At 65.7% G+C, this 12395-nt stretch carries 10 protein-coding genes; 2 read left to right on the top strand and 8 right to left on the bottom strand.

Annotated elements, in window-relative coordinates; translation table 11 throughout:
* Nucleotides 1-21 precede the first annotated feature (21 nt).
* The 3 genes from B3E91_RS15725 to B3E91_RS15715 all read right to left on the bottom strand — a co-directional run bounded on the left by B3E91_RS15725 (nt 22) and on the right by B3E91_RS15715 (nt 5170).
* A complete protein-coding gene (locus tag B3E91_RS15725; RefSeq protein ID WP_273231622.1) occupies nt 22-1716 on the bottom strand; it encodes a DEAD/DEAH box helicase in 1695 nt (564 codons plus the stop codon).
* A 404-nt stretch (nt 1717-2120) separates the two neighbouring features.
* Entirely contained in the window at nt 2121-2771 is a 651-nt protein-coding gene (locus B3E91_RS22315) for a methyl-accepting chemotaxis protein (RefSeq protein WP_407072436.1), read from the bottom strand.
* Between the two features lie 1649 nt (nt 2772-4420).
* The gene (locus B3E91_RS15715) at nt 4421-5170 is read right to left on the bottom strand and encodes a spermidine synthase (protein WP_287030387.1); all 750 of its coding nucleotides are present in this window, start codon (nt 5168-5170) and stop codon (nt 4421-4423) included.
* Nucleotides 5171-5312: 142 nt separating this feature from the next.
* Here B3E91_RS15715 and B3E91_RS15710 point away from each other — a divergent pair, with 142 nt between their 5' ends.
* Complete coding sequence (locus B3E91_RS15710) at nt 5313-6659, top strand: class II 3-deoxy-7-phosphoheptulonate synthase (RefSeq protein ID WP_090231040.1); 1347 nt, start codon at nt 5313-5315, stop codon at nt 6657-6659.
* Nucleotides 6660-6663: 4 nt separating this feature from the next.
* Here B3E91_RS15710 and B3E91_RS15705 read toward each other — a convergent pair whose 3' ends face one another.
* From B3E91_RS15705 to B3E91_RS15695, 3 genes are all read right to left on the bottom strand, one after another.
* Complete coding sequence (locus B3E91_RS15705) at nt 6664-7869, bottom strand: winged helix-turn-helix domain-containing protein (protein WP_287030386.1); 1206 nt, start codon at nt 7867-7869, stop codon at nt 6664-6666.
* Nucleotides 7856-8797, bottom strand: a complete 942-nt coding sequence (locus B3E91_RS15700) for a DMT family transporter (protein ID WP_287030385.1) — start codon at nt 8795-8797, stop codon at nt 7856-7858. The genes B3E91_RS15705 and B3E91_RS15700 overlap by 14 nt, the downstream gene beginning before the upstream one ends.
* Nucleotides 8798-8959: 162 nt before the next feature.
* Nucleotides 8960-9214, bottom strand: coding sequence for a DUF1127 domain-containing protein (locus tag B3E91_RS15695; RefSeq protein ID WP_286785004.1), 255 nt, complete (start codon nt 9212-9214; stop codon nt 8960-8962).
* Nucleotides 9215-9416: 202 nt separating this feature from the next.
* On the opposite strand from B3E91_RS15695, the gene B3E91_RS15690 reads away from it, so the two are divergent.
* Complete coding sequence (locus tag B3E91_RS15690; RefSeq protein WP_287030384.1) at nt 9417-10271, top strand: LysR substrate-binding domain-containing protein; 855 nt, start codon at nt 9417-9419, stop codon at nt 10269-10271.
* A gap of 12 nt (nt 10272-10283) precedes the next feature.
* On the opposite strand, the gene B3E91_RS15685 is transcribed toward B3E91_RS15690, so the two are convergent.
* Complete coding sequence (locus B3E91_RS15685) at nt 10284-11030, bottom strand: sulfite exporter TauE/SafE family protein (protein ID WP_273231668.1); 747 nt, start codon at nt 11028-11030, stop codon at nt 10284-10286.
* Nucleotides 11031-11130: 100 nt separating this feature from the next.
* Complete coding sequence (locus B3E91_RS15680; RefSeq protein ID WP_273231643.1) at nt 11131-12303, bottom strand: mandelate racemase/muconate lactonizing enzyme family protein; 1173 nt, start codon at nt 12301-12303, stop codon at nt 11131-11133.
* Between the last annotated feature and the right edge of the window lie 92 nt (nt 12304-12395).

Genomic DNA, 12395 nt, shown 5'->3' with positions numbered 1-12395 from the left:
GCTTTTTCGTTCAGCGAAGGATCAATCCTCGCGATAGCGACGCAGCTTCAGCTGCTTGCCGGCAACACGGGTGTCCTTGAGCTTGCCCAGGAGGCGGTCCAGGCCGTCTTCCGGCAGCTCCACCAGGCTGAAGCTCTCGCGGATCTGGATGCGGCCAATGGCTTCGCGAGCCAGACCACCCTCGTTGAGGATGGCGCCGAGGAGGTTCTTCGCGGCGATGCCGTCGCGAGTACCCAGCGCGGTGCGGCAACGCACGCGACCTTCAGCCAGAGGAACCGGCGCACGGCGTTCGCCGCTGCGCTCGCCGTCACGCTCACGGCGTTCGCGCGGAGCGCTGGAGCTCGGCACTAGCGGCTGCTCGCGCTCGACTTCGGCAAGGGTCAGCGCCTGGCCGTTGGTGGCCTTGCGCAACAGCGCTGCGGCGAGGGCACGCGGGCTGCAGCCGATGTCGGCGATCAGACGGTCGAGCAGATCGCCGTGGCTGGCTTCGGCATCGGCCACCAGGGGCGAAAGGCTGGTGGTCAGCTTGCGGATGCGCGCATCGAGCACCTGCTGGTTGTCGGGCAGGCGCACCTCGGCGACTTTCTGCCCGGTGACGCGCTCGATGACCTGCAGCATGCGGCGCTCGCGCGGGGTGACCAGCAGCAGCGCGCGACCGGCACGCCCGGCGCGGCCGGTACGGCCGATGCGGTGCACGTAGGACTCCGGATCGTAGGGCATGTCGACGTTCATCACGTGGGTGATGCGCGGCACGTCCAGGCCACGGGCGGCGACGTCGGTGGCGACGACGATGTCCAGACGGCCATCCTTGAGCGATTCGATGACGCGCTCACGCTGGTTCTGCGCGATGTCGCCGTTCAGTGCCGCCACCTTGTAGCCCTTGGCTTCCAGCGCCGACGCCAGGTCCAGGGTGGCCTGCTTGGTGCGCACGAAGGCGATCAGGGCGTCGAAGTCCTCGACCTCCAGCAGGCGGCAGACGGCGGCGACTTTCTGGTCGGCGTGCACCATCAGGTGCGCCTGCTCGATCGCGGTCACGGTCTGGGTCTTGGTCTCGATCTTGACGTGCTTCGGCTCTTTCAGGTGCTTTTCGGCGATGGAGCGGATCGAGTGCGGCAGCGTGGCGGAGAACAGCACGCTCTGGCGGGACTCCGGCATGGCCTGGAAGATCACTTCGAGGTCGTCCATGAAGCCGAGCTTGAGCATTTCGTCCGCTTCGTCGAGCACCAGGTGCTGGATGGTCGACAGGACCTTCTCGTCACGACGCAGGTGGTCGACCAGGCGACCCGGCGTGGCGACGATGACCTGGGCGCCCTGGCGGATGGCCTTGAGCTGCGGGCCCATCGGCGCGCCGCCGTAGACGGCGATGACGTTCAGGCCGGGCATCTGCTTGGCGTAGGTTTCGAACGCGGTGGCGACCTGCAGGGCCAGCTCGCGGGTCGGCGCGAGGATCAGCGCCTGGGGTTCTTTCTTGGCCGGGTCGATCCGCGACAGGATCGGCAGGGCGAAAGCCGCGGTCTTGCCGGTACCGGTCTGCGCCTGGCCGATCATGTCGTGGCCGGCGAGGATCACCGGAATCGACTGCAATTGGATGGCCGACGGCTCTTCGTAGCCGGTTGCGATAACCGCTGCGAGTACGTTGGGATTGAGTCCGAGCGCGGCGAAGCCGCCGAGTTCCTGGGTCATGGGTCTGCCTCGTGTGCATCCGCAAAGACCCATTGTTCCAAGGCTGCACATGCCGTGTAGGACCTTTTGGGTCACCCTGGCAGCCTGGTCGGCGAGAATTTGCGAGAACGCGTGATGAATGAATGAAACTAGATGCCCGCCTTGCGTGTGCAACCGAAGCAGCGCTTCGTGAGGTGCACAGTAACGGGGCCGGCTTTACGGCGGGCGCGCATCATACCGGAAAAACCTGACCTGTGGGCAGGTTTTTTCGATGGACGACGCGTACTTAGCCAACGCCGAAGCAAGTCCTGCTACTGCGCGCCCCCGGATCGAACGCCTCGGTGGCGAAGCATTCTGACCCGCGCGTCGCGCGAAGATTCAGCAGAGCGGCCTGAAGCCCCCAGGCTAGAGGCCTTCGGCCAGCAGGCGTGGCCGCCTTCCTGGAGTCGCCATCCGCCTCAGTAGGCGGCCGACAAGCCCCCTACCGAGCTGACCTCGAATTGGCCGACCAGCTTCTGCAGCTTGTTGGCATTCAGCCGCACGGTTTCAGCGCTGTTCTGCAGCACGATGACGGTCTGGCGCATTTCTCCGGACGCCTGGTCGACCTGCTGGATGGTCTTGCCGTAGTCCAGGCTGCTCTCGTTGAGCTGCTGGATGATGTTGAACATCCGCTCGACCGCCTGGTGCAACTGGACGTTCTCCGACGAGGCTTCCTCGGCCAGGCGCAGGCTGTCGTCGACATCCTTCACGCCCTCCTCCATGAACGCTACGGCCTGCTGGGTTTCGCCCTGCAGTCCTTCGACCACCTGGCGTATCTCCTCTGCCGCCTTGGACGTGCGCGCCGCCAGGGTGCGTACCTCGTCGGCGACCACCGCAAAGCCGCGTCCATGGTCGCCGGCACGTGCAGCCTCGATGGCGGCGTTGAGGGCCAGCAGGTTGGTCTGGTTGGTGATGTCCGAAATCAGCCCGACGATACTGCCGATCTGCGACATGCGGCTGTCGAGCATCTGCACGCTGCTGGACGAGCGCTCGACCACGTCGCGGATGTTCTGCGTGCCGGCGCGCACGGCCTGGAACTGCTCGCGGGCGCGGCCGACCACCTCGTCCATCGCCCGCTTCATCTCTTCCGCGGTCATCGACGCCTGCTGGATTTCGCCCAGTTGCCCCTCGACGATGACCATCATGCGATGGACCGCCTCCGCGACTTCGCCGGACGTCATGTTCGCCTCCTGGCTGCGCCCAAGCATCATCTCGTTGGTCCTGCCGACAGTGAGGGACGCATTGATCACCTGTCCGACGATGCCGTCCAGGTTGTCGATGAAACTGTTGATCCAGCGTCCCATGTCGCCGGTCTCGTCGTTCGCCATGTGCGCGACGTCCAGGCGCTGGCTGAGATTGCCTTCGCCCTCGGCGAGCGTGCGGATGACCCCGGTGAGCTCGTTCATCCGCGCCGCCAGCCGCCTCGGGCCCAGGGTGGTGAACAGCAACGCGGCGAACAGCATGCTCAGCAGCTGCAACCCGTCGATCCAGGCCAGGCTGAGGCCGCTGTAATGCTGCACGATGAAATTGCAGCCGAGCACGCCCAGCATGGTGAAAACGTAAGGCTTCATCAGGTTGAAGCTCAGCGAGCGGCGCCGATAGACCTCTTCCAGGTCCGCCTCGCACATCATTCCCCAGCGGTCCGGCGAGCCGGGCAACTGGAAGGTGACGCCCTTGCCGATCACCGGTATGTGCCGGTAATCCGAGTAGCCGGGATAGGTGACGAACAGGTTCGAGCCGTTGCGGATGGTCTCCCGCACGCCGGGGTGCAACTGCTTGGTCGCCGGGTCGATGAAGCGCAGCTCCAGCTCGGTGTGGCGCTGGATGCGCACCGGGCCCCAATCGGTATTGACGCCGCTGCGCAGGTTTTCGCCGAGGGTGAAGGTGTCATCCTCGAAGCGCGAGCGGGACAGCGCCACGCCCGGCTGGATGGAGGGGTCGAAATTCGAACGCACCATGAACAGGTAGTTGTCGCCGGACTCCGTATAGATGTGCCCGGCCTCGCGCTGGATCAGATCGCCCAGCACATCGTTCGGCACGCGGCCACACAGGCAGCCCAGGGTGGTGCCGTCGAGCACCAGCGGCTGATAGAACATCAGCGTCACTTCATCGTGGAAGCGTGAGGAGGAAGGCCCGATCTTCAGAGTCAGCGGATCGGTGTAGGGGCCGTGCAGGAAAGGCTGCCTGAGGCCCTGCGACAGTGCACGCGGGTCGAGATCCTTGCCGTTGCAGTGCGCCTGGTGCGTCGAGGCGATCACCTCGCCACCTGGCGAGACGACGAAAAGCTCCGAGAAATCCCTGGCCTGGAGCAGTTTTTCGCCAAGTACGCGCGGGTCCAGGGCGTCGAACTCGCGGGCTAGGGTGGTCGCCAGCTCGGCCAGATGGTCCCACTGCTCCTGCGTCCAGTTCTGCAGGAGCTTCACGCGGGTCTCGGCGATGCCCTCGAACGTCTGCTCGATAATGGGATAGATCGAACGGTTGGCGCGGCAGGCCCAGCCCATCGCCAGTTTCCCGGTCTTGCCGAACACCGGTAACCAGCTTTTTTCGGCGGAGGTTAGCTGCATGGATTCACTGCGAAGATACATGGCCCGACTCCTTGACTTCTGCGAACGAGGCACATCGAATCTGATATCAATGCGACATCATGCAGAGCAAGTTCCGGACCATTGCAGTCGGGTATCGGGCGAGACCTGACACACGGCGGGTTCGACCCGCCGCTCTAGCTCGAGGGGCGCAACGCGGCGAGCAGCGAATCCAGCGAATAACCGAGCCGACCTTCCAGTGCCTTGCAGCGTGATCGCAGGGCGTCCATGTCGAGCGACTGCTCGAGGTCGGCCGGCACCAGCAGGATGACGTTGCCCTCCTTCACCGGACACTCCCAGTAATGCCGATGGAAGAGGCCGCGCAGCAGCGCCGCGCCCAGCGGCTTGCCGTCGGTGGTGGCCCACTGGTTGATCACCAGCCAGCCGCCCGGATTGAGCTTGAGCTGGCAGGCTTCGAGGAATTTCCAGGCCAGGTGGCCGACGCCCGGCCCCTGGTCGGTATAAAGGTCGACGAAGATCAGGTCGGCGGTTTCCGCCGAGTCCAGCAAATCCAGCGCGTCGCCGATGCGGATGGTCAGCCGCGGATCGTCGGTCAGGCCGAGGAATTCCATGGCGAGCCGCGGCACGTCGGGGCGCAGTTCGATGACCTCGACATCCTCCAGCGTCAGGAAGCGCAGGCACGCCTGGGTCAGGTTGCCGGCACCCAGGCCGAGGAACAGCGCGGTTTCCGGCGCCTCGTGGCAGAGCGCGCCGATCAGCATGGCGCGGGTGTAGTCGTACTCCAGCCAACTCGGATCGCGGACGAACACGCAGCTCTGCTCGACCGAATCCCCGAATTCGAGGAAGCGATAATCGCCCACCTCCAGCACCCGGATCAGGCCGAAGTCGTCGTGCACTTCGGCCAGCAGGCGTTCCTCTCGTTCCATTCCCGACTCCTCGTTGGCTCGGCGCATCTTAGAGGCTGCGCGAGGCGATTTCACCCCGCCGCCATACAGGCGCTCTATCGGCGGCCCGGCGGATGATCGGTTACCATGCCGCACCGCCGCCCTTCGACGAACAGAGCACGCAATGAGCCAGACCTGGAGCCCCGATAGCTGGAGAAGCAAGCCAATCCAGCAGCAACCCGAATACCCCGACGCCGCGCACCTGGCACAGGTCGAGCGCACGCTGGCCAGCTACCCGCCGCTGGTGTTCGCCGGCGAGGCGCGCGAGCTGCGCCGGCAGTTCGCCGAGGTCACCCACGGTCGCGCCTTCCTGCTGCAGGGCGGCGATTGCGCGGAAAGCTTCTTCGAGTTCTCCGCGGCGAAGATTCGCGACACCTTCAAGGTGCTGCTGCAGATGGCAATCGTCATGACCTTCGCCGCCGGCTGCCCGGTGGTGAAGGTCGGACGCATGGCCGGGCAATTCGCCAAGCCGCGCTCCTCCGGCAACGAGACCATCGACGGTGTGACCCTGCCGGCGTACCGCGGCGACATCGTCAACGGCATCGGCTTCGACGAGAAGAGCCGCATCCCGGACCCGGAGCGCCTGCTGCAGGCCTATCACCAGTCCACCGCCAGCCTCAACCTGCTGCGCGCCTTCGCCCAGGGCGGTTTCGCCGACGTGCACCAGGTGCACAAGTGGAACCTGGACTTCATCGCCAACTCGGCGCTGACCGAACGCTACAGCCAGCTCGCCGACCGCATCGACGAGACCCTCGCGTTCATGCGCGCCTGCGGCCTGGACAGCGCACCGCAACTGCGCGAAGCGAGTTTCTTCACCGCTCACGAGGCGCTGCTGCTGAACTACGAGGAAGCCTTCGTCCGTCGCGACAGCCTGACCGGCGAATGCTACGACTGCTCGGCGCACATGCTCTGGATCGGCGACCGCACGCGCCAACTGGACGGTGCCCACGTGGAATTCCTCAGCGGCGTCGGCAACCCCATCGGCGTCAAGGTCGGCCCGAGCATGGACACCGACGAACTGATCCGCCTGATCGACATCCTCAACCCGGAGAACGATCCGGGCCGCCTCAACCTGATTGTGCGCATGGGTGCGGACAAGGTCGAAGCCAATCTGCCGCGCCTGGTTCGCGCCGTGCAGGGCGAAGGCCGCCAGGTGCTGTGGAGCTCCGACCCCATGCACGGCAACACCATCAAGGCGTCCAGCGGCTACAAGACACGCGACTTCGCGCAGATTCTCGGCGAGGTGAAGCAGTTCTTCGACGTGCACCAGGCCGAGGGCAGCTACGCCGGCGGCATCCACATCGAGATGACCGGGCAGAACGTCACCGAATGCATCGGAGGCGCCCGGCCGATCACCGAGGACGGTCTATCCGATCGCTACCACACCCATTGCGACCCGCGGCTCAATGCCGACCAGTCGCTGGAACTGGCCTTCATGATCGCCGAGACGCTGAAACAGGTTCGCCGCTGAGCTTCTAGAGCGCGGCCCGGAGCCGCGCGTCCAGCTCTCCACTGCCGGTCAACGCCACCTCCGGCAGGCCCAGCCAGCCGGCCATCGGTCGTAGCTGGCCGGCGAGCGCGGCCAGCGCCGCATCGTCCAACCCCGTACTTTCCGCATGCACGCCGTGCACCGCCAGGCGGCCATGGGCGCGCTCGGCGCGCAGGTCGACGCGGCCGACGAGGCGTTCGCCGTGCAGGAACGGCAGCACGTAGTAGCCGTACACGCGCTTGTGCGCCGGGGTGTAGATCTCTAGCCGGTAGCGGAAATCGAACAGCCGTTCGGTGCGCGCCCGCTCCCAGACCAGCGAATCGAACGGCGACAGCAGCGCGCTGGCCTCCACCTTGCGCGGGATACGCGGCTCGCCGAGGCAGTATGCCGGCGTCTGCCAGCCCTCGACGCTGAAGCGCCGGAACGTGCCGGCCTCGACCAGCTCCGCCAGACGCGCCTTGCTGTCCGCCGGGGTCAGCCGGAAATAGTCGCGCAGGTCCTTTTCCGTGGCGACACCCAGCGCCTGCATCGCATGCAGCAGCAGGCCGCGTTGCGCCTGCGCCGTCTCCAGTTCGGGCGCGTTGACCAGCGCCGCGGGCAGCACGCGCTCGGTGAGGTCGTAGAGACGTTCGAAGCCTCGGCGCCCGGCCACGCTCACCTGGCCGGCGGCGAACAGCCATTCCAGCGCGGCCTTTTCCTTGCTCCAGTCCCACCAGGGGCCGGCCTTCTCCACCCGTTTGGCGAGCGCGCCGGCGCCCAGCGGCCCCTGTTCGCGCACCGTCTGCAGCACCTGGGCGATGGCCTGCGGATGCTCGCGGCCGAAACGCGACAGCCAGTCATAGATTCCGATGCCCTGCTCGGCGCGGCGCATCCGCCATCGCAACAGTGGGTAGAAACCGAGAGGCAGCAGCGAGGCCTCGTGGCCCCAGTACTCGAACAGCGAACGGCGCCGTTTCGGACCCCAGGCCAGTTCCTCGAGCAGCGCGGCGGGATAGTCGCCCAGGCGGGAGAACAGCGGCAGGTAGTGCGAGCGCACCAGCGCGTTGACCGAGTCGATCTGCAACACGCCGAGGCGTTCGATCAGCCCGCGCACGCGGCGCGTGTCGAGCGTCCCGATCGGCTTGCCGAACTGCTGGGCCGACAATGCCAGGCGCCGGGCCTGCTTCAGCGAGAGCGAATCACTGCCGCGCATCGGCGCTCCCGACTGCCCGCAGGCGGAACGCCTTGCGCAGCAAGGCCTCGCCATTCACCAGGCCGATACCGGCCAGCACCAGCAGCGCGGCGGCGATGAAGCTGGGCGCCAGTTTTTCGCCGAGGATCATCACACCGAAGCTGACACCGAACAGCGGGGTCATGAAGGTGAACACGCCGAGGTTCGCCGCGCGATAGCGGCGCAGCAGCCAGAACCACATGAAGAAGCTGAAGAAGGACACGACCAATCCCTGGAACATCAGACTGGCGACGCTGATGCCGGTCAGTCGGACGTGATCCAGTTGCCCGCTCAGCGCGGCGTAGGCCAGCAGCAAGACCACCGCCATCGACAGCTGGTAGAACAGTGTCAGGCTGGGCGGTGCGTCGGACAGTTTCGAGCAGCGCACCACCACCGTGGTCGCGCCCCACGCCAGCCCCGCCAGCACCCCGAGGGCATCGCCGATCAGCACGCTCGAACCCATCGCCTTGCTGAAGCCGCCACTGAAGGCCACGCCGATGCCGACGAAACACAGGCCGATACCCATCCACTGCAAGGGACGCAGGCGTTCGGTGGGCTGCAGCAGGTGCAGGCCCAGCGCGGAGAAGATCGGCGCGGTGTAGAGGAACACCACCATGTGCGAGGCCGACGTGTATTGCAGCCCGACGGCGACCAGACAGAACTCCAGGGCGAACAGCGAACCGGCGAGCATGCCGACCGCGCGCGTGCCCCTCCCCGTGGCCCAGGCGCCGCTCCAGCACAGCGGAATCAGCATCAGCAACCCAGAGATAACCGAACGCAACGCCACCTGCATGACGGGCGCGATGTCGCCGGCGGCCAGCTTGATCGACACCTGCTGGCCACCCCAGATCGCGCAGAGCAGCACCATCAGGAGGAATGCCTGGACATCGGCATTCTTGCGTCCGCTCATCGACGGACTCCGGCCAGGCAGGAGGGAACGGTTTGGAACGACACGCGGATCCCCTTGTTGGAGGCTGACGGGAAAGAACCCTCCCGGAGAACCTGTTCACGATCCGGGAACGTCGCAACTGACGCGATCGTGAACAGTTTCCGAGGGGCGGCAAGAATAACCTCAATCATGCGGCCGGTCGTCCCTGAGCACGTCGCTCTCCGCCGGGCCGTCCCAGAACGGGCGATGGATTTCCTGCTCGATATCGGCGCGCGAGAGGCCGAGGTCCTTCAACGTCGCCTCGCCCAGGGTCGCGAGACGATGACGCTGTACCGAAAGCGCGTGCCAGGACCTGACGCGTTGTGCCAGCCGCCGCCATAGCGGCAGGTAAGACGTTGGGCGCACTACCAGGGCGTAGCCTTGCTGTTGTTTTTTCATGTTGCCTCCGAGCGGAACGGGTCCGCGGACCGATTGATTCGTCCAGGAATCTATCCGGCGAAAGCCCGGAGCTCTTGGACGATCCTGCACGCCCGACACCGAATCGACTGCGTATCGGAGAAGGGATTGGCAACAGTCTCGGCTGCAGCTTAAGATCAATCCAACGAATGTTTCTTATGCGTAGCATCTTGGAGATTGATGAATGAACAGCTTCCCCAGCATCGATACCGAGTTGCTGCGCACCTTCGTCGCGATCGCCGACAACGGCGGCTTCACCCGAGCGGCGAAGATGGTCAACCGCACGCAGTCGGCGGTGAGCATGCAGATGAAGCGGCTGGAGGAAGACGTGCTGCAGCGTTCGCTGTTCGCCCGCGACGGGCGGCAGATCCGGCTGACGGCGGAAGGCCAGGTGCTGCTGGGTTTCGCCCGGCGAATCCTCAAGCTGCATGGCGAGGTGTTCACCACGCTGCGCGAACCGCACATGATCGGCGCCGTGCGCATCGGCACGCCGGACGACTACGTGATGCGCTTTCTGCCGGGAATCCTGTCGCGCTTCGCCCAGGCCTATCCACTGGTGCAGGTGGACGTGCATTGCGAATCCTCGCTGCAGCTGTTGCAGCGGCAGGACCTCGACCTGACCATCGTCACCCGTGAGCCGGGCAAGGAAATCGGCCAACTGCTGCGCCAGGAGCGCTTCGTCTGGGCCGAAGCCAACGGCTTCACGCCGCACGAGCAGAACCCGATTCCCCTGGCGATGTTCAACACCGACTGTTTCTGCCGCGACTGGGCCTGCAACGCGCTGACCAGCCTCGACCGGCCCTACCGCATCGCCTACACCAGCCCGAGCCTGTCGGCGATCATGGCGGTGGTCAGCGCCGGGCTGGCCGTCACCGCGCAGCTGCAGAGCCTGATCACCGCGGACATGCGCATCCTCGGCGAGGCCGAGGGGCTCTGCGAGTTGCCGGTGGCTAACATCATGCTGCTGCGCAACGCCTCGAGCCAGGGACCGATTACCGAATGCCTGGCCGAACACATCGCCGAAGGCTTCAAGCTCTGAGCGACGCGGCGCTCACTTGAGATAGAGCGCCACCGCACTGATCACCAGGAACAGGCAGAAACCGGCCCGCAGTGCCTGCTCCGGCAACGTATGCGCCAGGCGCACACCCCAGCTGATGCTGAGCAGCCCGCCGATGGCCATCGGGATGCCCAGCGCCCAGTCCACGTCGCCATGCAGCGCATAGCTGACCAGCGTCACGAAGGTGCTCGGCAGGGCCAGCGCCAGGGAAAGCCCCTGGGCGACCACTTGGGAGGCGCCGAACAGGCTGGTCAGCCCCGGGGTGGCGACCACCGCGCTGCCCACCGCCATCAATCCGCCCATCACGCCGGCAATCGCACCCAGTACGGCGAGCGCGAACAGCCCGTGGCGCAACTGCGCACCGCCCGAGGGCGCGCGGGTGACCAGTCGATAGAAGTTGTAGAAGGCCAGGACCAGCAGGAACACCACGAAGAACAGGCGCATCACCTCGGCCGGCAGGCTCAGCGCCAGGCGCGACGCCAGCAGCGCGCAGCAGAGGCCGGGAATCGCCAGCGCGGCGGCCTGGCGAAGGTCGATGCGGTTGTGCTGGTTGTAGCGCCAGACCGCGAGCACGACGTTCGGCACCACCATCACCAGCGCCGTGCCCTGGGCCATCTGCTGGTCGAGGCCGAAGAACAGGCCGATCACCGGAATCGCGATCAGACCACCGCCGATCCCGAACAGCCCCCCGATGGTGCCGAGCACCAGGCCCAGTAACAGATCCAACAGCACGCCCAGCACAGTCATTATTGTTATCCCGAAAAAAAGCGGGTCATCCTACCGCAAATGCACGGCAGGTTGACCCGCGATGGCGTTGGACTTTCCGCCCGCTGTCGATGCGTCAGGCACCCTCGCCCAGTTCGCGCATCACCGCGTACAAGGCAGACTTGGCCTCGAAGCCGACGCCCGGAATGTCCGGCAGGCCGACGTAGCCGTTCTCGACGCGGATGCCGTCGGCGAAACCACCGAACGGCTGGAACACATCGGGGTACGACTCGTTGCCGCCCAGGTGCAGGCCGGCGGCGATGTTCAGCGACATCTGGTGACCGCCGTGCGGCACCACGCGGCGCGACGACCAGCCCAGCTCGTCCATGACTTCCAGCGTGCGCAAGTACTCGACCAGCCCGTAGGACAGCGCGCAGTCGAACTGCAGGAAGTCGCGTTCCGGGTTCATGCCGCCGTGACGCAGCAGATTGCGCGCGTCCTGATGGGAGAACAGGTTCTCGCCGGTGGCCATCGGCCGGTCATAGTGCTTAGACAGTTCGGCCTGCAGCGCGTAGTCCAGCGGGTCGCCTGCCTCTTCGTACCAGAACAGGTTGTAGGGCTTCATCGCTTCGGCATAGGCGATGGCGGTTTTCAGGTCGAAGCGCCCGTTGGCGTCCACGCACAGGCGCTGGCCGTCGCCGACCACATCGAGCACCGCTTCGATGCGGCTGATGTCCTCGTCGAGCGAAACGGCGCCGATCTTCATCTTCACCGTGCTGTAGCCGCGATCCAGATAACCGCGCATCTCATCCTGCAGCTTGGAGTGGTCCTTGCCCGGGTAGTAGTAGCCACCGGCGGCGTAGACCCACACCTTGTCGTCGGCCACGCCGCCGCGATAACGCTCGGCGAGCAGGCGATAGAGCGGCTTGCCGGCGATCTTCGCCACCGCGTCCCATACCGCCATGTCGATAGTGCCGACCGCCACCGAACGTTCGCCGTGGCCACCGGGCTTCTCGTTGGTCATCAGGGTCTTCCAGATGGCGAACGGATCGAGGTTGTCGTTGGCGTGGTCGATCAGGCTTTCCGGGTCGGCCTCGGCGATGCGCGCGAGAAAGCGGTCGCGCATCAGGGCGCCCTGCCCATAGCGCCCGTTGGAGTTGAAGCCGTAGCCGATCACCGGCTTGCCGTCGCGGATCACGTCGGTGACCACCGCGACCACCGAGCAGGTCATCTTGGAGAAATCGATGTAGGCGTTGGCGATGGGCGATGCGATGGACGCGGTCTTTTCGCGGATTTCGACGATGCGCATGGGAGCGGCCTCTTGTTGTAGAGGCCCGGACAGTAAGGCTTGTGAGCGCGCGACGACCAATGCTAAAAATGCGCCGCCCCATGCAGCCACGG

This window comes from Pseudomonas sp. UBA6310, assembly GCF_002438225.1.
GTDB classification, from domain to species: domain Bacteria; phylum Pseudomonadota; class Gammaproteobacteria; order Pseudomonadales; family Pseudomonadaceae; genus Pseudomonas_O; species Pseudomonas_O kuykendallii.
Note: the sequence above shows the minus strand (reverse complement) of the source record. Positions and strands in the feature narration are given on the sequence as shown.

What these genes read in the sequence shown, in the direction of transcription:
- B3E91_RS15715 (WP_287030387.1), bottom strand. Translation starts at nt 5,170, where the DNA reads ATGGAACGAGAGGAACGCCTGCTGGCCGAAGTGCACGACGACTTCGGC.
- B3E91_RS22315 (WP_407072436.1), bottom strand. Translation starts at nt 2,771, where the DNA reads ATGGACGAGGTGGTCGGCCGCGCCCGCGAGCAGTTCCAGGCCGTGCGC.
- B3E91_RS15725 (WP_273231622.1), bottom strand. Translation starts at nt 1,716, where the DNA reads ATGGGTCTTTGCGGATGCACACGAGGCAGACCCATGACCCAGGAACTC.
- B3E91_RS15695 (WP_286785004.1), bottom strand. Translation starts at nt 9,214, where the DNA reads ATGAAAAAACAACAGCAAGGCTACGCCCTGGTAGTGCGCCCAACGTCT.
- B3E91_RS15710 (WP_090231040.1), top strand. Translation starts at nt 5,313, where the DNA reads ATGAGCCAGACCTGGAGCCCCGATAGCTGGAGAAGCAAGCCAATCCAG.
- B3E91_RS15705 (WP_287030386.1), bottom strand. Translation starts at nt 7,869, where the DNA reads ATGCGCGGCAGTGATTCGCTCTCGCTGAAGCAGGCCCGGCGCCTGGCA.
- B3E91_RS15680 (WP_273231643.1), bottom strand. Translation starts at nt 12,303, where the DNA reads ATGCGCATCGTCGAAATCCGCGAAAAGACCGCGTCCATCGCATCGCCC.
- B3E91_RS15690 (WP_287030384.1), top strand. Translation starts at nt 9,417, where the DNA reads ATGAACAGCTTCCCCAGCATCGATACCGAGTTGCTGCGCACCTTCGTC.
- B3E91_RS15700 (WP_287030385.1), bottom strand. Translation starts at nt 8,797, where the DNA reads ATGAGCGGACGCAAGAATGCCGATGTCCAGGCATTCCTCCTGATGGTG.